This window comes from Streptomyces sp. NPDC050842, assembly GCF_044456565.1.
GTDB lineage: Bacteria > Actinomycetota > Actinomycetes > Streptomycetales > Streptomycetaceae > Streptomyces.
Genome location: NZ_JBITGA010000012.1, coordinates 269,043 through 293,166, shown reverse-complemented (window position 1 = coordinate 293,166; position 24,124 = coordinate 269,043). Strand labels below are relative to the sequence as shown.

Genomic DNA, 24,124 nt, shown 5'->3' with positions numbered 1-24,124 from the left:
CGGTTGCGCGGGGCTGTTACGCGTGGAACGGGAGGCCCGCGTCGGCGGCGAGCTCCAGGTCGTCGCCCTCGGGCGGCGGGACGAGGGTCGCCGAGCCGTCACTGACCGGCACGACACCGAGTTCGAGGAGCTCGGCCATGGCGGCGGAGCCGGCCATGTCGCGGACCTGGAGCTGGTAGCGCGCGGTCGTGCGGTAGGAGCCGCCCCCCTCGTCGCCGGTGCGCTGGAGGAAGCCGGAGTCGGTGAGGAAGGCCGCGGCCTTGCCGACGATGCCGGTGGTGGATCCGGCGAGACGGCGGGCATCCTTGGTGGCCCCGGTGGCGCTGCGGCGGGCGTAGATCCGCCAGCCGGCCTCCAGGCCGGGGGCGTCGGAGGCCGGGTCGGTGTTCTCGCCCAGCTCCTCGGCCCGCTGCTCCAGCCGCAGACAGGCCTGGCGTACGAAGGCGTCGACGCCGTTGACGGTGAGGCGGCCGATGTACCCGTCGTCGGCGAGGTCCTCGGGGCGGGGGAAGGCCATGGCGGCGACGGCGAGGTGGGCAAGGCCGTGGAGGAACCGGTCGGCCGAGTCCGGCGAGGCGCGGCGGGCGTAGTCGCCCATGCGGACGGCGAAGACGGAGTCCTCGCCGGCGGTGACGGCCATCCCGGCGCGCGGGGAGACCTCCAGGACGACGAGGCCGAGGCCGGTGGCGACGGCGTCGGCGAGGCGCGCGAAGGCGGGGTCCTCGCGGTAGCGGCGGAGCAGTTCGGTGTACTCGGCGTCCCGGGCCGGGAGCAGCTTGGGCTGGAGCCCGAAGGAGACGAGCCGGGCCGCGTCGGCCGCGTCGGCGGGGGTGACGGCGGACGGCGAGGAGGGCGCGGGGACCGCCGGGGCGTGCGGGGGCTCCTGCTCGCTCCACGCGTCGGCGTACTCGGCGTGGGTTTCGCTCACGGCTGGGGCTCCTCGGTGCGGCTCTCGGGCGGTACGTCGTCGGGGACGGGTCGGGGCGGGGGCACGGGCAGGGGCAGCGGTACGGGGGTGACGGCCGCCGGCGCGGGCGCGGGGCGGCGGGAGGGCGCGGCAGGTTCGGCCGTGAGCCGCACGGCGCGCACGGTCGGGACGCTCCTGCGCCGGGACGCGGCGTCGGCGCGGGACGGCTCCGGCGCCGGTACGGCTCCGAGCCGCGGCTTCGTGCCGGGCTCGTTCTTGTGCTCTGCATCGGCCTGGCCACGCGCAACGGCGGGCCGGTCCACGCGCACGGCCCGCACCCGAGGGCCGGCCTCGGCACCGGCCCGGTCGGCTGCCGTACGGACCGGGCCGGGCTCCGGCTCGGGCTCGGGCTCGGGCTCCGGCTGGGGGTCCTGCTCGGGCTCCGGCTGGGGGTCCTGCTCGGGCTGCTGCCCGAGTGCTGCCGTCTCCGGCCTGGGGCCGGGAACGACGGTGGCGACGGCCGGCCCGTCCGCCGGGGCCGCGATCGCCGTCGGCTCGACGGCGGGGCGAGGTGTCGGCGCGGACGGTTCGGGCGCGGAGATCCCAGGCGTGGACGTCAGCAGCGCGGACGGCCCCTGCTCGGGCGTGCCCGGCTCGGACCGTGTGCCTGACGTGTCCGTCGCGGGCGCCTGGGGCTCCTCGTGTGCCTCGGGAGCGGGTGTGGCCGCGTCGGAGGCGTCCGTGGGGGCGGTCGGGATGACGGTCACGTCGCCTCCGAGCGGTCGGCGGCCATGCCCACCGCGTCGAGGAGGGCCGTACCGACGATGAGGTCGGCGCCGCCGAACTCGGGGTCGTCCAGCGGGGTGCCGTCGTCGACGGCGAAGAGGAGGCGCTCCTCGCCCTGTCGGTAGGCCGTGCCGACCGGCGGGCTGGCGGCGTGCACGGCGAGCAGGGCGACGAGGTAGGGCAGGTCGTCGTCGAGGAGGCGGGCCTCGGCCAGCAGACCGGAGAGGCGGCGCGGGGCGTCGTGCTCCAGGTCGAGCAGGCGCATCGCGCTCGCGAGCTGCTCCTCGCTGAAGCGGGAGTCGTCGGGGGTGGCGATCAGCTCGGGCTCGGGCATCTCCGCGCCGAGGTGCTCGCGCTCCACGGGCGGGGTGAGGAGCAGGTCGACGAGGTCGCCGAGGCGGACGGACGCGGGGGTGCGCAGTCCGGTGCCGTGGGCGAAGAAGGCGTCGGTGACCCTGCCGGCCTGCTCGACGGGGAGCGGCAGGATCGGGGCGACCAGCTGCCCGTACAGGTCGAGGCCGGTGTACGCGGTGGGGGCGGCGAAGGCCTGCCGGTCCTGTTCGGCGCGGAAGAGCGGCCCGGCTTCCAGGAGGCGGGACTGGAGCTGGGTGTGGCGCCGGATGCAGTCCTTCACTATGTCGACGAGCTCGGCGGCACGGCGCTTGTGTTCGGCTGTTTTTGGATCAAGCCCGGTCTCGGCCTCGTCGCGGGCCTTGCGGATGTTGGTGAGGATCGCGTTCTCGTGGCGGTAGCGGTCGGCCACGTGGTCGAGGGCCTCGTCGATCATGTCCGGGACCGCCTGGAGCCAGTCCACCGCGCGGACGTTGCGCCGGGTGGCCTCCAGGGTCTTGCGGAGGCTCTCCGCGTACTGCACGGTCCGGTAGCGCGCCTGCTCGGCGGCGAGCTGCGCGTCGGCGAGGCGGCCCCGGCTGATGAGGACCTCCAGCTTCACCTCGGCGGCGATCTGGGCGCTGGTGACGTCGGTGTCGAGGGCGCCCACGAGGACGTTGACCGCTTCGTCGGTGGTGCGGAGGTAGACGCCGCCCCCGTAGCCCGGGACCTCCTCGATGAGCTTGAAGTCGTAGTCCCTGCGGACGTAGACCCCGTCGGTGCCGAAGGTGCCGTAGACGGCGCGGAAGCCGCGGTCGACGCTGCCGACGTTGATCAGGTTCTCCAGGACCCAGCGGGCGACGCGCTCGTGCTCGGCGGCGGGGCGGGAGGGTGCCTGGGCGGCGACGCGGGGCAGCAGCCGGGCGACGATCTGCTCGTGGTCGGCGCCGGTGTCGAAGTCCATGTTGAGCGTGACGAGGTCGATCGCGGAGAGGGCCACCTCGGCCATCGCGTAGACCGTGTACTCGCCGGCCAGGTTCGCCTTGCGCGCGTCGAGGTCGTGCAGCGGGGCGGTGCACGCGAGCGCGCGGAGGCGCCGCGCGAGCCCTTCGTCGGCGGCCGGGCCCTGCGCGGGCCGCGGCGCCGCGCTGAGCTGGGGCGGAGCGAGGTCCGTCGAGGCAGGCGAAGTCACGGTGGACAGATTAGGTCCTCGAACTGACAACGGTCGAAACGGCGCAGATGCGACCGGGCCCGCGGAGGCGGCCGGGCCCTCCGTCGGGGGCCTGCCGGGCGGGCCGTCAGGGGCCTGTCGGGTCGTCCACGGCCTGGGCGTAGGCGGCGGTGACGCGGGCGCGGGAGTCGTCGAGGTAGCGGGCGAGGAGCCGCTCCGCCGAGGCCCGCTCCCCGGCGCGCAGGGCGTCCAGGATCTCCCGGTTCCGGAGGAGATAGGGCTCGTGCAGCACGCGCGGGTCGTCCACGACGTGGAAGGCGAGCCGGAGTTCGGCGAGGACGCCGCGCATCAGCTCGTCGGTGCGCGCGCTGCCGGCGAGGGCGACGAGCTCGCGGTGGAAGTGGATGTTGGCCGTGGAGACGCCCGGCCAGTCGTCCGTGCGGGCCGCGTTCTCTCCCTCCTCGACGGCGGCGACGAGGCCGTCGACGGCGTAGGGCGGCTGTCCGAGGCCTCGGACGACGGCGCACTCGACGAGCCGCCGGGTGCGGTAGATGTCGTCCACGTCACCCACGGCGAGGACCCGGACGAAGACCCCGCGGTTGAGCTCGTGGACGAGCAGGCGCTCGTGGGTGAGCAGCCGGAAGGCCTCGCGGAGTGTGTTGCGGGACACACCGAGGGCGCCGCCGATGCTCTCCTCGGAGAGCCGGACGCCGGGCGGGAAGTAGCCCTCGGCGATCCGGGTCCGCAGGATGTCCGCGACCCGCTCCGCCGTGCTCGTACGCCCGAGCAGCGCGCGGTCGTCCGCCAGACCTCCGGTCTCACTCACGTCCACAGCGCCTCTCCCGTTCGGTCGTCCGCGGCCGAGTCAACCGCAGAGAGCAGGGATCCGACAACATTCCTCTTGTCGGATCGTTGAACAATCCCCTACCTTGGCCCGGCGCCACACCGAGCAGCACCGCACCACCGCACGACCAGGTGGGAAAGGAAGCACCGCATGACCTCGGCCTCGATCGACCTCAACGCCGACCTCGGAGAGGGCTTCGGCCGCTGGACGCTGACCGACGACGAGCGACTGCTCTCCGTCGTCACCAGCGCCAACGTGGCCTGTGGCTTCCACGCCGGGGACGCGGCCACCATGCGGCGCGTCTGCGAGCTCGCGGTCGAACGGGGCGTACGGATCGGGGCCCAGGTGTCCTACCGGGACCTGGCCGGCTTCGGGCGGCGCTCGATGGACGTCCCGGCGGAGGAGCTGGCCGCCGAAGTGGCGTACCAGATCGGCGCCCTGGAGGTCTTCGCCCGGGCGGCGGGCTCGCGCGTCGCGTACGTGAAGCCGCACGGCGCGCTCTACAACCGGGTGGTCCGGGACGAGGAGCAGGCCGCGGCGGTCGTCGAGGGCGTCCTGCTCGCCGACCGGACGCTGCCCGTCCTGGGGCTCCCGGGGTCCCGGCTGCACGAGGCCGCGTCGGAGGCCGGACTTCCGGTCGTCCCCGAGGCCTTCGGCGACCGCGCCTACCGGGCCGACGGCTCCCTGGTGCCACGGGGGCAGGAGGGGGCCGTCGTCAGCGATCCCGCCCAGGTCGTGGAGCGCTCGGTGGCCATGGCCCGGTTCGGGATCGTGACGGCGCACTGCGGGAGCTCCGTCGCCGTGCGGGCCCGGTCGCTGTGCCTGCACGGGGACACCCCCGGCGCGGTGGAGCTGGCCCGCCGGGTCCGGGAAGGCCTGGAGACCTCCGGGCTCCGGGTGGAGGCCTTCGCATGAGCGTGCGGACGCTGCGCGTGGGCGAACGGGCCCTCCTGGTGGAACTGGCCGACGGCACGGAGACGGAGGCCTTCCACGCCGAGCTGCTGCGCCGGCGGGCGGCGGGGGTGCTCCCCGCCGTACGGGAGATCGTGCCGGCGGCGCGGACGGTGCTGCTGGACGGGGTGGCGGACCCCGCCCGGCTCGCGGCCGAGGTGGAGCGCTGGGAGGTCGGGCCGCTGCACGCGCGCGTGGGCGCGGTGGTGGAGGTGCCGGTCCGCTACGACGGGCCCGATCTGGCGGAGGTCGCCGCGCTGTGGGGGGTGTCCGTCGAGGAGGCGGTACGCGTCCACACGGCGACCGGGTTCCGGGTCGCCTTCTGCGGGTTCGCGCCGGGCTTCGGCTATCTGACCGGTCTCGGCGAGCGGTACGAGGTGCCCCGGCGGGCCACACCGCGCACCGCCGTCCCGGCCGGGTCGGTCGCGCTCGCCGGGCCCTACACGGGCGTGTACCCGCGCTCCTCCCCCGGCGGCTGGCAGCTGATCGGCACCACGGACGTGGTGCTCTGGGACGCCGGACGGGAGCCCGCCGCGCTGCTCGCGCCGGGCACCCGGGTCCGGTTCACGGATTCCACGGCACAAACGGCAAAAGGCGGGCGGCGGTGACCGACCGTGCCGTCGCCGTGGTCCGGTCCGGGGCGCTGACCACCGTGCAGGACCTGGGGCGCACGGGGTACGCGCATCTCGGCGTGCCCCGCTCGGGCGCCCTCGACCCGGGAGCCGTGCGGCTCCTCAACCGGCTCGCCGGCAATGTCGGCGCCTCGGAGGGGGCTGCGGTCCTGGAGACCACCGTCGACGGGTGCGCGCTGCGGCCCCGGTGCGCCGTCACCACCGCGGTGGGCGGTGCGCCGTGCCCGGTCCGGGTGGACGGGCGTCCGGCCGCCTGGGGGACGGCGATCCGTGTGCCCGCCGGGTCCCTCCTGGAGATCGGCGCGGCCGTCCGCGGGCTGCGCTCGTACGTGGCCTTCGGCGGCGGGATCGCCGTCGAGCCGGTGCTCGGCAGCCGCTCCACCGACCTGCTGTCCGGGCTCGGCCCGGCGCCGCTGGCGGAGGGGGCGGTGCTGCCGCTGGGAGCGGACACGCCCGTACGGGCGTCGGTCGACGCTCCTCCCTGGCCGGGCCCGCCGGACGAACTCGTCCTGCGGGTCCGGCCGGGCCCCCGCGACGACTGGTTCACCGCCGCCGCCCTGCGTACCTTCGCCACGCGCGCGTACCGGGTGTCGTCGGCGAGCAACCGGATAGGGCTGCGGCTCGAGGGACCGGCGCTCGACCGGGCCCTGCCGGGAGAGCTGGCGAGCGAGGGCATGGTCCTCGGCGCGGTGCAGGTGCCGCCGGACGGGCGCCCGGTGGTCTTCCTCGCGGACCATCCCACGACCGGGGGCTACCCGGTGGTCGCGGTGGTCCGGGAGGCCGATCTGGGCGCGGCGGCGCAGGCGGTGCCGGGAACGCCGGTGCGGTTCGTGCCGGTGCGCTGAGCGGGTCCCTCAGGGGGAGGCGGGCGGCGGACCGTAGCCACCGCCGCCGGGGGTGCGCAGGACCAGGACGTCGTCGGGGCCCGTCTCGGTCGTCGCGGCGCCGTCGAGGTGCTCGACGGTGCCGTCTGCGCGTTCCATGAGGTTCTCGCCGAGGGCGCCCGGCTCGCCGCCGGCCATGCCGTACGGCGGGACCCTGCGGTGTCCGGTGAGGAGGGCCACCGTCATCGGCTCCAGGAAGCGGATGCGGCGCTCCACGCCGTGGCCGCCGTGCCACCGGCCGCGCCCGCCGCCGTCCTCCCGTACCGCGAAGGAGTCGACCCGGACCGGGTGGCGCCATTCCAGGACCTCGGGGTCGGTGAGCCGGGAGTTGGTCATGTGGGTCTGGACCGCGTCGGCGCCGTCGAAGCCGTCGCCCGCGCCGGAGCCGCTGGCGACCGTCTCGTAGTACTGCACGCGCGCGTTGCCGAAGGTGAGGTTGTTCATGGTGCCGGAGCCCTCGGCCTGGACGCCGAGGGCCGCGTACAGCGCGCCCGTGACGGCCTGGGAGGTCTCGACGTTCCCGGCGACGGTGGCGGCGGGGTGGACGGGCGCGAGCATCGAGCCGGCGGGGACGCGGACCTCCAGGGGTTCCAGGCAGCCGCTGTTGAGCGGGATGTCCTCGTCGACGAGGGTGCGGAAGACGTACAGGACGGCGGCCATGACGACGGAGGTGGGCGCGTTGGCGTTGCCGGGCAGCTGGGGCGACGTGCCGGTGAAGTCGACGACGGCGGAGCGCCGTTCGCGGTCGACGCGGACCGCGACCCGGATGACCGCGCCGCCGTCCGTCTCGTAGCGGTACGCGCCGTCGTGGAGGCGCGCGACGATGCGGCGGACGGACTCCTCGGCGTTGGCGCGGACGTGCCGCATGTACGCCTGGACGACGTCGAGACCGAACTCGTCGACCGTCCTGCGCAGTTCCTCGATGCCCTTCTCGTTGGCGGCGATCTGGGCGCGCAGGTCGGCGAGGTTGGTGTCCGGGTCGCGGGAGGGGTGGCGGGCGCCGGTGAGCAGGGCCCGGGTCTCGGCCTCGCGGAGCCGGCCGTCGCGGACGAGCAGCCAGTTGTCGAAGAGGACGCCCTCCTCCTCGACGGTGCGGCTGAAGGCGGGCATGGAGCCGGGGGTGATGCCGCCGATCTCGGCATGGTGGCCGCGCGAGGCGACCAGGAAGCGGAGTGCCCCTCCGGCATCGCCCGCCTCGTCGAACACCGGGGTCACGACGGTCACGTCGGGCAGGTGCGTGCCGCCGTGGTACGGGTCGTTGATGGCGTACACGTCGCCGGGCCGCAGGTCGTCCGCGCGCCGCCGCAGGACCTCCTTGATGGACTCGCCCATGGAGCCGAGGTGGACGGGGATGTGGGGCGCGTTGGCGATGAGGTTGCCCTCGGCGTCGAAGAGGGCGCAGGAGAAGTCGAGGCGTTCCTTGATGTTGACCGAGTGGGCGGTGTTCTCCAGGCGCACGCCCATCTGCTCGGCAATGGCCATGAAGAGGCTGTTGAAGACCTCCAGGAGGACCGGGTCCACGTCCGTCCCCGCGGCCACGCGCGCGGGGCGCGGTGTGACGCGGTGCAGGAGGAGGTGTCCGCCGTCGGTCGCGGTGGCCCGCCAGCCGGTGTCGACGACGGTCGTGGCGTCGGCCTCGGCGAGGAGCGCGGGGCCGTCGACGGTGTCGCCGGGGCGGAGGTCCTCGCGCCGGTGGAGGGGGGTGTCGTGGGGGGTGCCGCCGCTGTGCATCCGGACGGTGGCCCGGGGGGTGAGGGGGCCCGTCCGCTCGCCGGTGTCGACGAGGACGGGGCCGTGCGGTCCTGCGCTGCCGACGGCCTCCACGGAGACCGCCTCGACGACGAGCGGCTTGTCCATGGTGAACGCGTACCGCGTCCGGTGGAGGGCTGTGAACGCGGTTTTCATCGATGCGGCGGGGGCGAGGTCGACGGGGAGGCTCGCGTCCGTCCCCGCGTACCTCAGGAGCACGCGCGCGTGGGTGGTGACCGCCGCGTCCGGCAGGCCGTCGGCGCGCAGCTCCTCGCGGGTCCGCTCGGCGAGTTCGGCGCAGAGGGCCGTCACGCGCGCGTGGGTGCCGGCGGCGTCGAGCTCGGCCTCGACGGACCGCTCCCGCATGGCGGTGGCGTCGGCGAGCCCGATGCCGTAAGCGGAGAGCACGCCGGCCAGTGGCGGTACGAGGACGGTGTCGATGCCCAGGGCGTCGGCGACGGCGCAGGCGTGCTGGCCGCCGGCGCCGCCGAAGCTGGTGAGGGCGTACCGGGTGACGTCGTGGCCTCGCTGGACGGAGATCTTCTCGACGGCGTTGGCCATGTTGAGGACGGCGATCTCCAGGAAGCCCGCGGCGACCTCCTCCGGGGTCCGGCCGCCGCCGGTCTCCGCGGCGAGGGCCGTGAACCGCTCGCGTACGACCTCGGCGTCCAGGGGCCGGTCGCCGGTCTCGCCGAACACGGCGGGGAAGTGGGCGGGCTGGACGCGACCGAGCATGACGTTGGCGTCGGTGACGGTGAGCGGGCCGCCGCGGCGGTAGCAGGCGGGGCCGGGGACGGCGCCCGCCGAGTCGGGGCCCACGCGGTAGCGGCGGCCGTCGTAGTGGAGGACGGAGCCGCCGCCCGCCGCGACGGTGTGGATGCTCATCATGGGGGCCCTCATCCGCACCCCGGCGACCTGTGTACCGAGTTCACGCTCGAAGGCGCCCGCGTAGTGCGACACGTCCGTGGACGTGCCGCCCATGTCGAAGCCGATGACCCGGTCGTGTCCCGCCTGTGCCGAGGTGCGGACCATGCCGACGACGCCGCCGGCCGGTCCCGACAGGACGGCGTCCTTGCCGCGGAAGTGGGCGGCCTCGCGCAGTCCGCCGTTGGACTGCATGAACATGAGGCGGATTCCGGCGAGTTCGCGGGCGACCTCGTCGACGTACCGGCGCAGGATCGGCGAGAGGTAGGCGTCGACGACGGTGGTGTCGCCGCGGGGGATCAGCTTGATCAGCGGGCTGACCTCGTGGGAGCAGCTGATCTGGGTGAAGCCGGCGGCCTTGGCGGCCTCGGCGATCCGGGTCTCGTGGGCGGGGTGGCGGTAGCCGTGCAGCAGGACGACGGCGACGGAGCGGAACCCGTCCTGGTGGGCGGCGGCGAGCGCCTCGGCGACGGCGGCCTCGTCCAGGGGGAGGACGACGTGGCCGTGGGCGTCGACCCGCTCCGGGACCTCGGCCACGCGCGCGTACACCGCCTCGGGCAGCACGATGTGCCGGTCGAAGAGCCGGGGCCTGTTCTGGTAGGCGATGCGGAGGGCGTCGCGGAAGCCCTCCGTGATGAGGAGGAGGGTCGGTTCGCCGCGGCGCTCCAGGAGGGCGTTGGTGGCGACGGTGGTGCCCATCTTGACGACGGCGATCCGGTCGGCGGGAACGGGTTCGCCGGGGCCGAGGCCGAGGAGCGCGCGGATCCCGGCGACGGCGGCGTCCTGGTCGCGCGTGGGGTCGTGCGAGAGCAGTTTGCGGGTGACGAGCCGCCCGTCGGGCCGCCGTCCGACGACGTCGGTGAAGGTGCCGCCCCGGTCGATCCAGAACTCCCAGCGCCCGTTCATCTCCCCATTGTGGCCGCGAGCGCGGCGGCGAGGGCGGCGTCCGCGCGCGCGTCCAGGGGTTCGGTGCCGGTGCCGTCGGCCCAGTGGCGGAGTTCGGCGCCGGCGAGCAGGAGCAGCTGCGGGAGCAGGTCGCGGCCGCGCCGCAGCACCCAGCCGGTTCCGGCGGTGGCGAGCCAGAGCAGGGCCTCCGCCCGCGTCGGCGGCGGTTCCGCGGGCTCCCGCGCGGGCGGTGCGCCGTGGGCGAGCCCCCGGGCGGCGAGGAGCCGGTGGAAGCCCGCGGCGACGGCCCGGTGGCCGCGTTCGCCCGGGTGGAGCCGGTCGGCGCTCCAGAGGGCACGGTCCTCGGTCCAGGTGGCGTCGGCGAGGTGCAGGTGGACCGTGCCGTACCGGTCGGACAGGGCGTGCACCACCGCGTTGACCGTGCGCTGGCGCCGGGCCAGCGGGCGGGCCAGCGGCGGCGGCAGCCCGAGCATCCGCCCGGGGTCGGGCAGGCACGCGGTCAGCACGACGGCCCCGGCCGCGTCGAGGTCCGCGAGGACGCGGTCGAGGCGGTGGGCGAGGAGGCCGATGTCGAAGGTGCGGCGCAGGGTGTCGTTGACCCCGACGACCACGGAGGCGAGGTGCGGCCGGAAGGCGAGGGCCCGGGGCCGCTGGTCCTCGTCGACGTCCCCGCTGAGGGCGCCGCCGACGGCGAGGTTCAGGAGCACCGTCTTCCGTCCCTCGGCCGCGAGCCCGTCGGCGAGCAGGGGTGCCCACCCCCGCCAGGCCCCGTCCACCCGGTCGCCGAGGCCCTCGCTGAACGAGTCGCCGAGCACGGCGAAACGGAGGGGGCCGTCCGGGGTTCCGGACCCGGGAGGCACCGCCGTCCGGGTCCCGAGGGACGACTCGACGGTCATCGGCGTGCCTCTTCGGTACGGGACAGGGCGGCCTGCGGCGGCGGCAGCGAGGCCCAGGAGACGGCGGACGGTAGGGGCGGCGGGATGGGAGACGGTACGGGCGAGGGGACGGGAGACGGTACGGGCGCCCGGACGGGAGACGGTACGGGCGCCGGGACGGGAGACGGTACGGGCGCCGGCAGCGCGTCGTGGGCCTGGAGGAACGCGACCACCGACCGGTCCCAGGTGAATCGCTCCGCACGCGCGCGTGCGGCCGCGCGGCGGGCGGCCTCGGGAACGGCCAGCACCCCCCGTACCGCCTCCGCGAAGGCCTGCGGGGTGTCGGCGGCCACGGCCCCCGCGGCCCCGACGACCTCCGGGAGGGCGGAGGAGGCGCTGACGACGACCGGCGTCCCGCAGGCGAGGGCCTCCAGGGCGGAGAGGCCGAACGTCTCCGCGGGCCCCGGGGCAAGACACACGTCCGCCGCTGCCTGGAGATCCGCGAGGGCCTCCCGGTCGGCGACGTGCCCGAGGAACCGCACCGGGAGGCGTCGCTCGCGTGCCCGCCGCTCCAGGGCACCCCGCAGGGGCCCGTCGCCCGCGACGACCAGCGCCACCCTGACCCCGGCGCCCCGGAGCTCCGCGAGGGCGTCCAGGGCCGTGCCGGGCCGCTTCTCGACGGAGAGCCGCGAGCACAGCGCCAGGAGGACCCGTTCCCCGTCCGCGTACCGGGCGCGCAGCACGGTGCTGCGGCGGCCGGGCCGGCACCGCTCCAGGTCCACGCCGAGCGGAGCCCGTACGACGTTGCGCGCCCCGATCCGCAGGAACTCGCGCTCCGCCCACTCCGTGGTGCAGACGATCCGGGCGAAGGCCCAGGCCGTGCGGCGGTTGAGCCGGTCCGCCGCGCGGGCCGCGAGCGCGGGGGGAACGCCCCAAGTGCGCAGCACCCCGTCCGCCGTCTCGTGGGAGACCATCACCGACGGCACCCGGGCGCGGCGCGCCCACTCCCCCGTCCACCGCAGGGTCGTCCGGTCCGAGACCTCGATCCGGTCGGGGGCGAGCTCGTCGAGGAGGCGGCCGACCCGCCGCCGGTCGGCGAGGACCCGGTAGCCGCCGGTGGCGGGCAGGACGGGTCCCGGGAGGGTGATGACCCGGCCCTGCTCGGTGTGGTGGTCGCTCGCGACGTCGCCGGGGACGAGGAGGACGGGTTCGTGCCCGGCGGCGAGGTAGCCGCGGCCGAGCTGGTCGAGCGCGGTGCGCAGACCGCCGGAGGTGGAGGTCACGAAGTTGGCGAGCCGCACGATCCGGAGCCCGCCGCCCGGACCGCCGCCCGGACCGCCGCCCGAGCCGTTTCCCACACCGGTACTTCCCTGAACGGGAGGAGTGCCGTTCACGCCGCCACCGCCGTCCGCTCGCGCAGGACCTCCTGGTAGTGGCCGATCAGCTCGTCGCCGAGCGCCTCCCAGGTGCGGCCCTCGACGGCGGCCCGGCCGGCGAGGCCGTAGGCGGCGCGCACGTCCGGGGCGGCGGCGAGCGAGGTGACGGCCTCCCGCAGCGCGTCCGGGTCGCCGGGCGGTACGAGGAGCCCGGTGTGCCCGTGGTCGACCAGGTCCAGGGGCCCGCCGGCGGCCGGGGCGATCACCGGAACCCCGCTCGCCATGGCCTCCTGGACGGTCTGGCAGAACGTCTCGTACGGGCCGGTGTGGGCGAAGACGTCCAGCGAGGCGAAGATCCGGGCGAGGTCGTCGCCGGTGCGGCGGCCCAGGAACCGGGCGTCCGGCAGGGCGGCACGCAGCCCGGGCCCGCTGGGCCCGTCGCCGACGACCACGGTCCGGACGTCCGGTATGCCGCGGATCCCGGCGAGCAGGTCCACGCGCTTCTCGGGCGCGAGGCGGCCTACGTAGCCGACGAGGAGTTCGCCGCGGGGGGCGAGTTCGCGGCGCAGGCCGGCGTCGCGCAGACCGGGCCGGAAGCGGTCGGTGTCCACGCCGCGCCCCCACAGCCGGATGCGGCGGATGCCGTGGGACTCCAGGTCGCGTACGGCGGCGGACGACGGGGCGAGGGTGCGGTCGGCGGCGCCGTGGACGGCGCGCAGCCGGCGCCAGGCGGCGCCCTCGCCGGCGCCCACGTACGTACGGGCGTAGCCGGCGAGGTCGGTCTGGTAGACGGCGACGGCGGGGATGCCGAGCCGGGCGGCGGCCGTCATTCCGCGCACCCCGAGGACGAAGGGTCCCGCGAGGTGGACGAGGTCGGCGCGGTGCGCGGCGATGGCGGCGGCGACCCGGCGGCTGGGCAGGGCGACCCGGACCTGGGGATAGCCGGGCAGGGGCAGCGACGGCACCCGGACGACGGCGCAGGGTGCGTCGGCGTCCGCCGCCGGATCGGCGACGGCGGGGGCGATGACGAGCGGGACGTGGCCCCGTCGGACGAGGTGGCGCGCGGTCTGAAGGGCGCAGTGCGCCACACCGTTGACATCGGGAGGGAAGGATTCTGTGACGATGACGACACGCATACGGGTGTTGTCGTCCCGCTTGGCGTGTACCCGCCGACGTCGATCTGGACGGCGGGGGAACGTCCCATGAGCGTTTCGCCGCGGGGTCCGACGCGCTCGCCGGGCGTCCGGTCACCGGACGCCCGGGGCGGGGCCACGATCGGCGGGATCTCCGCCGCAGGCCGCGCCGCCCCGGGGTCCGGGAATCGGTCGGAACGGGCCTTCAGACCTGGGGAGGGGTCAGATCTGGGGCCGGGTCAGACCTGGAGATCCGGTCCTATCCGGTTGCGCACCGCGGTCTGGACCTCGGCTTCCTCGGCCGGGTCCGCGGCGAGGCGGCGGAGCCGGTCGGCGACCCGTACGTCGCCGGTCTCGGCGTGCTGGGCGGCCACCTCGCGGGTGGTCTCCTCGCAGTCCCAGAGGCACTCGACGGCGAAGCCGGTCGCGAAGGTGGGGTCGGTGGCGGCGAGGGATCGGGCCACTCGTCCGCGCAACTGGGAGGAGGACGTCTCGCGGTAGACGTGCCGGAGCACGGGTGCGGCGCAGGCGATGTCGAGCCGGCCCGCCCCGTCGACGAGGACGGCGAGTTCGGGTGCGTCGGGTCCGGCAGCACGGATGGTCCCGCGCAGCGCCCCGAGGACGAGGCCGGCGTCCTGCGCCGTGCCTCGGCAGGCGAGGACCTCGGCGGCTGCGGTGCCGAGCTCGTCGGTGCGCCGGACCCACGCGCGGGCACGGGCGACCGCGTCCTCCCCGCACATGCGCCGGTAGGCGGCGACGGCCGCGTCGGCGACCGGGCGGGATCCGCCGTCGACGGCGGCCTCCACGAGGTCGAGGACGGCGGGGTCCCGCGATGCGGCGAGGTGGTGGAGCGCGGCTCCGCGCGCCCCCGTCGAGCCGTCGCGGGCGGCGGCGAGGAGTTCGGCGCGGTCCTCGGGGCCGGCGACGGCGGCGAGGCAGCGGGCGGCGGGGCCGTACAGCTCGGCGCCTCGCTCGTAGCCCTCCTGCGCCCAGTCGAGGACGGCGCGCACGCTCCAGCCGGGGCGGGGGCCCGCGGGGCGCATCTGGCGCTGCCAGCGGTCGAAGGAGCCCTGTTCCTGCGCGGCCCTGACCCGGGCGCCGACGGCGTCCCGCTGGTCCTCGGCCCACAGCCGCCAGGGCCGGGGCTCGAAGGCGTCGCGCACGACGGTCGCCAGCTCGGCGTCGCCCGCCGGGTCGGCCGGGAAGCGGGCGAGCACGGGAAGGGCGAGCCCGCGGAGCCCGGCGTCGTCGTCGCGCAGGGCCAGCTCGTCCAGGGCCCAGGCCCAGTTCGAGCCGGTCGCCGCGTAGCTCCGGAGCAGGAGCAGGGCGTCCTGGCGTCCGTAGGAGGCGAGGTGCCCCAGGACGGCGAGCGCGAGCCCGGTCCTGGACTCCTCGGGGTCGAGGTGGTCCTCGGCACCGAAGAGGTGCGCCTCGATCTCGTCGAGACCGCCGTGGAGGTCCAGGTAGAGACGGGCGTAGTAGAGGGAGCGGTTCTCGACCTGCCAGTCGTGGCGGGGGTCGGAGAGAACGCAGTGGTTGAGGGCCGCGAGGGCCTCGGCCCGTGGCGCGGCGAGCGCGTGCAGGGTGCCGTCGCCGCGGCCCCTCTGCAGCAGGCCGAGCAGGGTGCCGCTCGGCGCTATGACTGGATCGAACATGGAAGACGCCTCACATCAAGCTGTCGACACGACCGGGGGAGACCGGGATGACCCGGGTCAGGCGATACATCTCTGTACGCCTAGGCCGTGCGGCAACATGTCGGGCCGCTCGTCGTCCATCGCTTGCCAGTGACCATCTTCCTCTGCCTCTCGTCGGTGGCCCGGTCTGCCGGGCCCGACGTCATGATGACCCACCCATTTCGCCACCGCGACCACATTTACGACGCTGCTCTCACCTGGGGTTCAGTACCCGTTCACCGGGCTCCGAAGAGCTCCAGGAGATCGGCCTTGCCGAACATGCGGGCGGTGTCGACGGCGGACGGAGTCCCGGACTCCGGATTTGCGCCGCCGGCGAGCAGGGCGCGGATGACGGCGTCCTCGCCCTTGAAGACGGCGCCCGCGAGCGGGGTCTGGCCGCGGTCGTTGGCGCGGTCCGCGTCGGCGCCGCGCTCCAGGAGGGCCGAGACCGCGGCGGCGTGGCCGTGGTAGGCGGCGAGCATGACGAGGGAGTCACCCTTGTCGTTGGTGAGGTTCGCCGGGACGCCCGCGTCGACGTAGGCGGCCAGGGCGGCGGTGTCTCCCGTGCGCGCGAGGTCGAAGACCTTGGACGCCAGCTCGATGACCTCGGGGTCCGGAGTCTCGCTCATCGGGTGGAACCGCCTCTCTCCTGCAGTGTCGACCTGGGCACGGCAAGCGCGGCCGTACGAGTGAATCGACAGGGTACTGCCCGTCGGGCGACATGACCGCGCTCCACTGAGGCAAAGATCACCGCGATCCGGCCTCGACGCGCCTCTAACTCACCGCAGGGTTTTCGCCACCCGGCGAGGCATCCCGTGTGAGCCGGTCAAGTGAAATCAGGCGGATTTCACTCTAATGCACCTTTAGTCACATAGATACTTGCTGTGAACCTGGAAGGACTCATGGTGACTGTCCCCTCAACCAGGAGAACACCAAATGATCCTGTCCATCTCAGGCGTGGTCCTGCTCGGCATCATCTGCTTCCTGTTCTTCAAGAAGGACGGGATGAAGGCCTCCCACGCCCTCGTCAGCGCGCTGTTCGGCTTCTACCTCGCGGGCACCGCCATCGCCCCCAGCATCACGGCGGGCGGGCAGAGCCTCGCCGGTCTCCTGGGCGGAATCAAGTTCTGACGCCCCGAGGGGGCTTCCCGCCCCTTCACCCAGCCCCTTCCACGAAACCAGGAGTACGACGTGGCCCGGCGACCACTCCCCCGCATTCTGAACAGCGGCAGCGCGCAGATCGCTCGTAGCCGAGAGATCGCGCGCACGGCCGCCGACAGCGCCACCGACGTGCTCCAGCCGCTGATCACGGTCTCCCGTGGTCTGCGGAAGCTGGCCGCGACCGCGCGCGCCAAGTGGGCCGCGACCCCCAAGGAGCGGCGCGGTCCCACGCTGCTCCTGGTCGCGGCCTGCGTCCTGGTCGTCGCCCTCGTGCCGTACGGGCCGCTGCTCGCGCTCGTCACGCTCATGGGCGCCGCCGCGTGGAAGGGGCGCGAACGCCCGGTCGTCAAGACCGGACCCGACGACGCGGAGATCGCCCGGCTCAAGGGCATGTACGAGGCCCTCGTGCCGTACTTCTCCGTTCCCGACGACCCCTCCCCGCTCTTCGCCCACGGCGGCGACTGGAGCGGCGCCTTCGCGGAGTACGCCTTCGACGAGGACGGGCGGCCGACCCGGCTGCGGATCGCTTACCCCCCGTACTTCACCGACGGCGAACCGGCCGCGCGCGCCCGCGTCGAGCAGCTGCTGCACGCCAAGTCGGGCCGCGGCCGCGAGTACCACTTCGACTGGGACCAGGAGGGCAACCGGCTCGTCATGAGCGTGCTGCCCGCCCTGCCCACCACCATCGCCGCCCAGCGTTTCGTCACGGTGCCGGGCGAGACCGTGCTCGGCTTCACCGACGAGGACGCCGTGCAGCGGACCGTGCCCGTGGTCACGGCGGACGACACGGAGGACGCCCCGGCCGTCGTCTGGCGCACCGGCCCCCGCTCCACCGAGCCGCACCTGCTCGCCGTGGGCCAGCCGGGCAGCGGCACCACCTCCCTGCTGCGCTCGATCGCGCTCCAGGCCCTCCCGCACGGGGACGTGCTGATCGTCGAGGGCGGCGGCACCGGCGAGTACGCCTGCCTGACCGGCCGCGACGGCGTCCTCGCCGTCGAGTGCGGACTCTCCGGCGCCCTGGCCAGCCTGGAGTGGGCGGCCCACGAGACGGAGCGGCGGCTGATCGCCGCCAACCGCGCCCGGCAGGCGGGGCATCCCGCGCCGGAGGACACCCGGCGGCCGCTGTGGATCCTCCTCGACCGGCCGGGCGTCCTCGGCCACCTGGCCGCCGCCGACGGCCGCCCCGACCCGCAGGAGCTGCTCCAGGTGCCGCTGCGGCACGGGCGCGCGGCGCAGGTCACGGTGGTGGTGGCCGAGCAGTTCGACAGCACGGACACGCTGAGCGAGACGGTACGGAGCCACACCCGGGCGCGGATCGTGCTCGGTCCCGCCTCCCCCGAGCAGATCGAGTCCGTCCTCGGCGTCGCACCGCACACCACGCCGACGCCCCAGGTGCCGCCGGGCCGTGGCTACGCCCGGCTCGGTACGGGCCCGGTCCTGCGGCTCCAGGTGCCGGCGACGCCCGACCCGTACGACGACGCCACGAGCGAGGCGCACCGCCAGGCGGTCCTCGCGCTCCTCCCGGAACGCCGCACGGCGGCGGACACGGTGGCCGTCGAGACCGTGGGAGGCGGCACCGTGACGATCGGGACGGTGGCACTCGAGACGGTGCCGGTCGCGGCGGTGTCGGCAGTCGAGACGATCCCGGCCTCGGCCCCCGACCCGGTTCCCGCCCGGCCGCTCCACCAGCCCGACGCCGCCCCGGTCGCCCCCGTCGCCCGCTACGAGGACGAACCCGCCCCGCGCCTCGCGGCGGACCCGGGCCCGGCGCCCCGCCACGCCCCGGTCGCGGCCGAGGGCTGAGCACGCCGCGGACATGCCGAAGGCCGGTACGGACCCCCATCCGTACCGGCCTCTCGGCATACGCCGTTACGCCGTTACGCCTCTACGCCACGAACGAGCGAGGCGGTTCCACTCCCCCGCCCGCGCCCGACTCCACCAGGCGCGCAGCGGCGGCCAGCCGGGCGGCCGCCTCGTCGGCGACCGGGCCGCCCACCGTGAAGGGCAGCCGGATGAAGCCCTCGAAGGCGCCGTCCACGCCGAACCGCGGGCCCGAGGGGACCCGGACGCCGACGCGTTCGCCCGCCTCGGCGAGCCGTGAGCCGGAGAGCCCGCCGGTGCGGACCCAGAGCGTCAGCCCGCCGCGCGGCACCGAGAACTCCCACTCCGGCAGCTCCCTGCGGACCGCGGTGACGATCGCGTCCCGGTTCTCGCGCGCCTGTGCGCGCCGGAGGCTCACGGCCTTCTCCCAGCCGCCGGTCCCCATCAGCCAGTTCACGCCGAGCTGTTCCAGTACGGGGGTGCCGAGGTCCGCGTACGCGCGCGCGGCCACGAGGGAGCGGATGACGTCGGGGGCGGCCCGGACCCAGCCGATCCGCATGCCCGCCCAGAAGGCCTTGCTGGCCGAGCCGACCGTCAGGACCGTCGAGCCGGCCGGGTCGAAGGCGCAGACCGGCCGGGGCATCTCCAGGTCGTCGTCGAGGTGCAGCTCGGTCATGGTCTCGTCGACGACGAGGACCGTGCCGGCCGAGCGGGCCGCGTCCACGAGCTGCCGTCGCTGGTCCTCGTCGGCCAGCGCGCCGGTCGGGTTGTGGAAGTCGGCGACGACGTACGCGAGGCGGGGCGCCGCGTCCCGCAGCACCTGGCGCCAGCGGCCCATGTCCCAGCTGCCGAGCCCCTCGGACATGGCGACGGGGACGAGCCGGGCTCCGGCCTCCCGCATGAGCTGGAGGATGTTGGCGTACGAGGGCGACTCGACGGCGATGCGCTCGCCGCGCCCCGCGAAGAGGTGGCAGATGGCGTCGATGGCGCCCATGGCCCCGGTCGTCACCATGATCTGCTCGGGCATGGTCGGAATGCCGCGCGCCGTGTAGCGGTCGGCGAGCGTCTGGCGCAGCGCGGGCAGCCCGGCCGGGTAGTCGCCGTGTGTGTGGGCGTAGGGCGGCAGCTCCTCCAGGGCGCCCTGGACGCCCCGGGTGAGCCAGGGCTCGGGCGCGGGCAGGGCCGCGCAGCCGAGGTCGATCAAGGAGCCGAGGGCCTCCGGGGGCAGCGGTTCGAGGCCGCGCGCGGGCAGCGGGTTCCCGGCCGGCACGGCCGTCCAGCTGCCGGCCCCGCGGCGGGACTCCAGGAAGCCCTCGGAGCGCAGCGCCTCGTAGGCGGCGGCCACCGTCGTCCGGCTGACGGTCAGGGCGACGGCGAGTTCCCGTTCGGCGGGCAGGCGGGCGGCGACGGGGACACGGCCTTCCAGGACGAGGAGGCGGATGCCGTCGGCGAGGGCCCGGTAGGCGGGCGGCTTGCGGGCGCCGGGTCCCAAGGGCCGGGCCTGCTGCGCCTGGAGCTGCCGGGCGAGCTGTGCGGGCCCCACTGCCGAAGTCCACTGAGCCATCGAAATCAGTCCACCTTCATCGAATTGGCCATGGTTGGCACCCGATACCCCGCCACAGAGTGTCATGAGCCAGTCCACTACCACCACCCTGGGGGGAAGTCCCTTGTCCATCGCCTCCGGCCTCCACGGCCGGCACCTCACCCGTCGGCTCGTCCAGCTGTACGTCGGTCTGACGCTGTACGGGGTGAGCTCGGCGCTCCTGGTGCGCAGCGGGCTCGGCCTGGAGCCCTGGGGCGTCCTCCACCAGGGTCTCGCCGAGAAGACCGGGCTGACCATCGGGGTGGTGTCGATCATCGTCGGGGCGGCCGTGCTGCTCCTGTGGATCCCGATCCGGCAGAAGCCGGGTCTGGGCACCGTCTCCAACGTCTTCGCGATCGGCATCGCGATGGACGGCACGCTGGCGCTCGTCCCCGACGTCCACGGCCCGGCCGGGCAGGTGCCGCTCCTCGCGCTCGGCATCGTCCTGAACGGGGTGGCCACCGGCCTGTACATCGCGGCGCGGTTCGGCCCCGGCCCGCGCGACGGGCTGATGACCGGGCTGCACCGGCTCACCGGCCGGTCGATCCGGCTGGTGCGGACGGCGATCGAGGTGGCCGTCGTCGCGACCGGCTTCGCGCTCGGCGGTTCGGTCGGCGTCGGGACGGTCCTGTACGCGCTGGCGATCGGCCCGCTCGCCCAGTACTTCCTGCGCTGGTTCGCCGTACCCGAGGGCGTGACCCAGGCCGCGCCCGAGCCGGGGTCCGGCGGCCCGGAAGCCTCGCCGGAAGAGGCGTCCGTCCTCCCGGCGGTCGCCCCCGGGACACCGGGACAGGCCATACTGCGCCCGTGACTCGCGTACGCCACCCCTATCTCGACCACCCCTCCCCCCTCGCGTTCGCCCACCGCGGCGGCACGGCGAACGGCCTGGAGAACACCGCGGCCGCCTTCCGCCGGGCCTCCGCGGCGGGCTACCGCTACTTCGAGACCGATGTGCACACGACGGCGGACGGCGCGCTCGTCGCCTTCCACGACGCGACCCTCGACCGCGTCACGGACGCCTCGGGCCGGATCCGCGACCTGCCGTGGGCGGCGGTCAGCGAGGCCCGCGTGGCGGGCAGGGAACCGCTGCCGCTCTTCGCCGACCTCCTGGAGGAGTTCCCGGAGGCCCGCTGGAACGTGGACCTCAAGGCCGAGTCCGCGCTGTACCCGCTGGTGAACCTCATCCGCAAGAAGCGCGCCTGGGACCGGGTCTGCGTGGGCTCCTTCACCGAGGCTCGGGTGGCGCGGGCCCAGCAGATGGCCGGGCCCAGGCTGGCCACCTCGTACGGCGTGCGCGGGGTGATCGGGCTGCGGCTGCGCTCCTTCGGCATCCCGGCGGCGGTACGGGCGGGGGCGATCGCCGCACAGGTCCCGGAGCGCCAGGCGGGCGTCCCCGTGGTCGACCGCCGTTTCGTGCGGGAGGCGCACGCGCGCGGGCTCCAGGTCCACGTCTGGACGGTGAACGATCCGGACCGGATGAACTCTCTCCTCGACCTGGGCGTGGATGGCATCATGACCGATCATCTGGAGACGCTGCGCTCGGTGCTGACCGAGCGGGGGGTGTGGGTCTGAGAGCGCGTCGAGCCGGCGCGGGCACGGATCACGGGGACGAGCGAGGGGGCGCGGCCTTGACCGCAGACACCACCGAACCGGAGGAGTACGCCACCGGTCCCGCCGAACGGCGGCGCGAGCAGCACGGCTGGTACTTCTACGACTTCGCGTGCTCGGTGTACTCGACGAGCGTGCTGACCGTGTTCCTCGGCCCGTACCTGACCTCAGTGGCGCGGGCGGCGTCCGACGCCGAGGGCTTCGTGCACCCGCTCGGGATACCCGTGCGGGCCGGCTCGCTCTTCGCGTACGCCGTGTCCGCCTCGATCGTGGTCGCCGTCCTGGTGATGCCGCTGGTGGGCGCGGTGGCGGACCGTACGGGCCGGAAGAAGCCGCTGCTCGCGGCGGCGGCGTACCTGGGGGCCACGGCCACGGCGGGGATGTTCTTCCTCGCGGGCGAGCGCTACCTCCTGGGCGCGTTCCTGCTGATCGTGGCGAACGCCTCGCTCGCGGTGTCGATGGTGCTCTACAACGCCTATCTGCCGCAGATCGCGGAGCCGGACGAGCGGGACAAGGTCTCCTCGCGCGGCTGGGCCTTCGGCTACACGTCCGGCGCGCTGGTCCTCGTGGTGAACCTGGTCCTGTACTCGGGTCACGACTCGTTCGGCCTCACCGAGGGCGAGGCGATCCGGATCTGTCTCGCCTCGGCCGGTGTGTGGTGGGGCGCCTTCACCCTCGTACCGCTGCGGCGGCTGCGCGACCGGCACGTCCGCGCGGACGGGGACGAGCGGGCCGGCGCGGTCGGCAGCGGCTGGCGGCAGCTGCGGGCGACCCTCAAGGACATGCGCCGGTATCCGCTGACGCTCTCCTTCCTGCTGGCCTATCTGGTCTACAACGACGGCGTGCAGACGGTGATCTCGCAGGCATCCGTGTACGGCTCGGAGGAGCTGGGCCTCGACCAGACGACCCTGATCACGGCGGTGCTGCTGGTCCAGGTGCTCGCGGTGGCGGGCGCCCTGGGGATGGGGCGACTCGCCCGGTCGCACGGTGCCAAGCGGACGATTCTCGGCTCGCTCGCGGTCTGGACCCTGATCCTGGCGGCGGCCTACTTCCTGCCGGCCGACGCGCCCGTGTTCTTCTACTCTCTGGCGGCCGCGATCGGCCTGGTCCTGGGCGGCAGCCAGGCCCTGTCGCGCTCGCTGTTCTCTCATCTGGTGCCGCGCGGCAAGGAGGCGGAGTACTTCTCGGCGTACGAGATGAGCGATCGGGGACTGAGCTGGCTGGGTCCACTCGTGTTCGGTCTCGCGTATCAGCTGACCGGAAGCTATCGGGATGCCATCATCTCTCTCGTGATCTTCTTCGCCGTCGGATTCGCCCTGCTCGCCAGGGTCCCGGTGCGGCGCGCGGTGGAGGAGGCGGGCAACCCGCTGCCGGAGCGAATTTAGAGAGCGAATTTAGACGCGGAAGTGAAAGGCCGGTAGTGTACGCCTTTGGCCTGCCAGGCGGACCGTTACTGCGTGCTGCTTTGGTGAAGACAGTGAGTCACATCTGATGTCAGATGTGACAAAACGGGCACTGGTGGGTACAACAAGGGGCGGCACGACGGGCGACGCATGACCCGGCACGGGAATCTTTACCGCCGACCGGACGTTGACCGGATAACGACGACAGCGACACCTGTCCTGTGGGCGACAAGCCCGGGAGGCACGATTCATGAGTGAGCGAGCTCTTCGCGGCACGCGCCTCGTGGTGACGAGCTACGAGACCGACCGCGGCATCGATCTGGCCCCGCGCCAGGCCGTGGAGTACGCATGCGAGAAGGGCCATCGTTTCGAGATGCCCTTCTCGGTGGAAGCGGAAATTCCGCCGGAGTGGGAGTGCAAGGTCTGCGGAATCCAGGCACTCCTGGTGGACGGGGACGGACCTGAGGAGAAGAAGGGCAAGCCTGCGCGTACGCACTGGGACATGCTCATGGAGCGCCGCACCCGCGAGGAGCTGGAGGAGGTCCTTGCCGAAAGGCTGGCCGTCCTGCGCTCCGGCGCCATGAACATCGCCGTGCATCCGCGCGACAGCCGTAAGTCCGCGTAGCGGACCGCCGGACGAACAACGCCGAGGGGCCCGGTACACGAAGTGTGTACCGGGCCCCTCGGCGTTTCCGCGTGCCCGGGAGCTGGACAAAACCCGGCACAGCGGAACTCCGCGCACCCCGGAGGGATACGCGGAGCGGAGTGAGTATGACGTCGGTCGCGTCAGGGCATCAGGGGCGAGCGGGGCTCGTCGGGCCGACGGGGGCCCTGGCTCGCGTCCTCGCGGACGACCTCACCCTGGACGACCTTTCCGTCCGGGCGACGCATGCGCGCCTGCTGGAAGGCGTCCTGGAGGCTGCCGGGAGGCGCGGCGGTCATACGGCGCTCCACGGCCTTCTCCGCGTACCGCCCGAGGAACGAGCGGACCTGCGGGATCAGCAGCAGGAGTCCGGCCGCGTCCGAGACGAGGCCGGGGATCATCAGGAGCAGGCCGCCGAGCATCAGGAAGCCGTTGCGGTCCTCCGCGCCGGTCTTCCCGGCCGCCGAGGGCACCTCGCCCGTCTGGGCGGCCGCCTGCGCCTGCTGGAAGGTCGTGGTGAGGTTCTGGAAGGCGCGTCGGCCCGCCCGCTTCATGACGGTGGCGCCGAGTACGGCGCCGCCGACGAGCAGGGCGAGCACGGTCAGCGCGCCGGTCGCGTTCGCCACCACCGTGAGCAGCCAGATCTCCAGGACCAGCCAGACGGCGATGCCGAGCGGAAGGAACGTGCGCGCGCGGGAGCGCTTCGGGGCGAGAGGAGGCGTTGCGCCGGTCGTCATGGTCCCCAGTGTGCCTGGCACCCCGCCG

21 protein-coding genes are annotated in these 24,124 nt (G+C 74.5%); 9 read left to right on the top strand and 12 right to left on the bottom strand.

Annotated features, from left to right (window positions below):
- Positions 1-16: 16 nt before the first annotated feature.
- The 4 genes from ACIBG6_RS34150 to ACIBG6_RS34135 all read right to left on the bottom strand — a co-directional run bounded on the left by ACIBG6_RS34150 (position 17) and on the right by ACIBG6_RS34135 (position 4,026).
- Positions 17-928, bottom strand: a complete 912-nt coding sequence (locus ACIBG6_RS34150) for a hypothetical protein (protein ID WP_399226581.1) — start codon at positions 926-928, stop codon at positions 17-19.
- Positions 925-1,674, bottom strand: coding sequence for a hypothetical protein (locus ACIBG6_RS34145; protein WP_399226580.1), 750 nt, complete (start codon positions 1,672-1,674; stop codon positions 925-927). The genes ACIBG6_RS34150 and ACIBG6_RS34145 overlap by 4 nt, the downstream gene beginning before the upstream one ends.
- The gene (locus ACIBG6_RS34140; RefSeq protein ID WP_399226579.1) at positions 1,671-3,215 is read right to left on the bottom strand and encodes a hypothetical protein; all 1,545 of its coding nucleotides are present in this window, start codon (positions 3,213-3,215) and stop codon (positions 1,671-1,673) included. The genes ACIBG6_RS34145 and ACIBG6_RS34140 overlap by 4 nt, the downstream gene beginning before the upstream one ends.
- 106 nt (positions 3,216-3,321) lie before the next feature.
- Positions 3,322-4,026 carry a GntR family transcriptional regulator gene (locus ACIBG6_RS34135; RefSeq protein ID WP_399226578.1) on the bottom strand — a complete coding sequence of 235 codons (705 nt, stop codon included), beginning with the start codon at positions 4,024-4,026 and terminating at the stop codon, positions 3,322-3,324.
- A 162-nt stretch (positions 4,027-4,188) separates the two neighbouring features.
- Between ACIBG6_RS34135 and ACIBG6_RS34130 the strand changes: the two genes are divergently transcribed.
- The 3 genes from ACIBG6_RS34130 to ACIBG6_RS34120 are packed head-to-tail and all read left to right on the top strand — an operon-like array spanning position 4,189 to position 6,466.
- Positions 4,189-4,953: a LamB/YcsF family protein gene (locus ACIBG6_RS34130; protein ID WP_399226577.1), complete on the top strand. Its 765-nt coding sequence runs from the start codon at positions 4,189-4,191 to the stop codon at positions 4,951-4,953.
- Entirely contained in the window at positions 4,950-5,597 is a 648-nt protein-coding gene (locus ACIBG6_RS34125; protein ID WP_399226576.1) for an allophanate hydrolase subunit 1, read from the top strand. Before ACIBG6_RS34130 ends, ACIBG6_RS34125 begins: the two co-directional genes overlap by 4 nt.
- Positions 5,594-6,466, top strand: coding sequence for a biotin-dependent carboxyltransferase family protein (locus ACIBG6_RS34120; protein ID WP_399226575.1), 873 nt, complete (start codon positions 5,594-5,596; stop codon positions 6,464-6,466). Before ACIBG6_RS34125 ends, ACIBG6_RS34120 begins: the two co-directional genes overlap by 4 nt.
- A gap of 9 nt (positions 6,467-6,475) precedes the next feature.
- Here the strand turns inward: ACIBG6_RS34120 and ACIBG6_RS34115 are convergent, their stop codons facing one another.
- The 6 genes from ACIBG6_RS34115 to ACIBG6_RS34090 form a co-directional block, all read right to left on the bottom strand.
- The gene (locus ACIBG6_RS34115; RefSeq protein WP_399226574.1) at positions 6,476-10,084 is read right to left on the bottom strand and encodes a hydantoinase B/oxoprolinase family protein; all 3,609 of its coding nucleotides are present in this window, start codon (positions 10,082-10,084) and stop codon (positions 6,476-6,478) included.
- Positions 10,081-10,980, bottom strand: coding sequence for an SGNH/GDSL hydrolase family protein (locus ACIBG6_RS34110; protein ID WP_399226573.1), 900 nt, complete (start codon positions 10,978-10,980; stop codon positions 10,081-10,083). Before ACIBG6_RS34110 ends, ACIBG6_RS34115 begins: the two co-directional genes overlap by 4 nt.
- Positions 10,977-12,317, bottom strand: coding sequence for a glycosyltransferase (locus ACIBG6_RS34105; protein WP_399226572.1), 1,341 nt, complete (start codon positions 12,315-12,317; stop codon positions 10,977-10,979). Before ACIBG6_RS34105 ends, ACIBG6_RS34110 begins: the two co-directional genes overlap by 4 nt.
- A gap of 32 nt (positions 12,318-12,349) precedes the next feature.
- The gene (locus ACIBG6_RS34100) at positions 12,350-13,471 is read right to left on the bottom strand and encodes a glycosyltransferase family 4 protein (protein ID WP_399226571.1); all 1,122 of its coding nucleotides are present in this window, start codon (positions 13,469-13,471) and stop codon (positions 12,350-12,352) included.
- Positions 13,472-13,707: 236 nt separating this feature from the next.
- The gene (locus ACIBG6_RS34095) at positions 13,708-15,123 is read right to left on the bottom strand and encodes a HEAT repeat domain-containing protein (protein ID WP_399226570.1); all 1,416 of its coding nucleotides are present in this window, start codon (positions 15,121-15,123) and stop codon (positions 13,708-13,710) included.
- A 254-nt stretch (positions 15,124-15,377) separates the two neighbouring features.
- Positions 15,378-15,770 carry an ankyrin repeat domain-containing protein gene (locus ACIBG6_RS34090; protein ID WP_399226569.1) on the bottom strand — a complete coding sequence of 131 codons (393 nt, stop codon included), beginning with the start codon at positions 15,768-15,770 and terminating at the stop codon, positions 15,378-15,380.
- A 307-nt stretch (positions 15,771-16,077) separates the two neighbouring features.
- Between ACIBG6_RS34090 and ACIBG6_RS34085 the strand changes: the two genes are divergently transcribed.
- Together ACIBG6_RS34085 and ACIBG6_RS34080 are read left to right on the top strand one after the other, a co-directional pair.
- Positions 16,078-16,272, top strand: coding sequence for a hypothetical protein (locus ACIBG6_RS34085; protein WP_015032212.1), 195 nt, complete (start codon positions 16,078-16,080; stop codon positions 16,270-16,272).
- Between the two features lie 60 nt (positions 16,273-16,332).
- Positions 16,333-18,105: a hypothetical protein gene (locus ACIBG6_RS34080; RefSeq protein WP_399226568.1), complete on the top strand. Its 1,773-nt coding sequence runs from the start codon at positions 16,333-16,335 to the stop codon at positions 18,103-18,105.
- Positions 18,106-18,187: 82 nt separating this feature from the next.
- Here ACIBG6_RS34080 and ACIBG6_RS34075 read toward each other — a convergent pair whose 3' ends face one another.
- Entirely contained in the window at positions 18,188-19,687 is a 1,500-nt protein-coding gene (locus tag ACIBG6_RS34075; RefSeq protein ID WP_399226567.1) for a PLP-dependent aminotransferase family protein, read from the bottom strand.
- 64 nt (positions 19,688-19,751) lie between these two features.
- On the opposite strand from ACIBG6_RS34075, the gene ACIBG6_RS34070 reads away from it, so the two are divergent.
- The 4 genes from ACIBG6_RS34070 to ACIBG6_RS34055 all read left to right on the top strand — a co-directional run bounded on the left by ACIBG6_RS34070 (position 19,752) and on the right by ACIBG6_RS34055 (position 23,341).
- Positions 19,752-20,516: a YitT family protein gene (locus ACIBG6_RS34070; RefSeq protein ID WP_399226566.1), complete on the top strand. Its 765-nt coding sequence runs from the start codon at positions 19,752-19,754 to the stop codon at positions 20,514-20,516.
- Positions 20,513-21,277, top strand: a complete 765-nt coding sequence (locus ACIBG6_RS34065; protein WP_399226565.1) for a glycerophosphodiester phosphodiesterase — start codon at positions 20,513-20,515, stop codon at positions 21,275-21,277. The genes ACIBG6_RS34070 and ACIBG6_RS34065 overlap by 4 nt, the downstream gene beginning before the upstream one ends.
- 56 nt (positions 21,278-21,333) lie before the next feature.
- Positions 21,334-22,698, top strand: coding sequence for an MFS transporter (locus ACIBG6_RS34060; protein ID WP_399226564.1), 1,365 nt, complete (start codon positions 21,334-21,336; stop codon positions 22,696-22,698).
- A gap of 268 nt (positions 22,699-22,966) precedes the next feature.
- On the top strand, positions 22,967-23,341 hold the full coding sequence (locus tag ACIBG6_RS34055; RefSeq protein ID WP_015032218.1) for an RNA polymerase-binding protein RbpA: 375 nt from the start codon (positions 22,967-22,969) through the stop codon (positions 23,339-23,341).
- Positions 23,342-23,502: 161 nt separating this feature from the next.
- Here the strand turns inward: ACIBG6_RS34055 and fxsA are convergent, their stop codons facing one another.
- Complete coding sequence (gene fxsA / locus ACIBG6_RS34050; protein ID WP_399226563.1) at positions 23,503-24,096, bottom strand: FxsA family membrane protein; 594 nt, start codon at positions 24,094-24,096, stop codon at positions 23,503-23,505.
- Between the last annotated feature and the right edge of the window lie 28 nt (positions 24,097-24,124).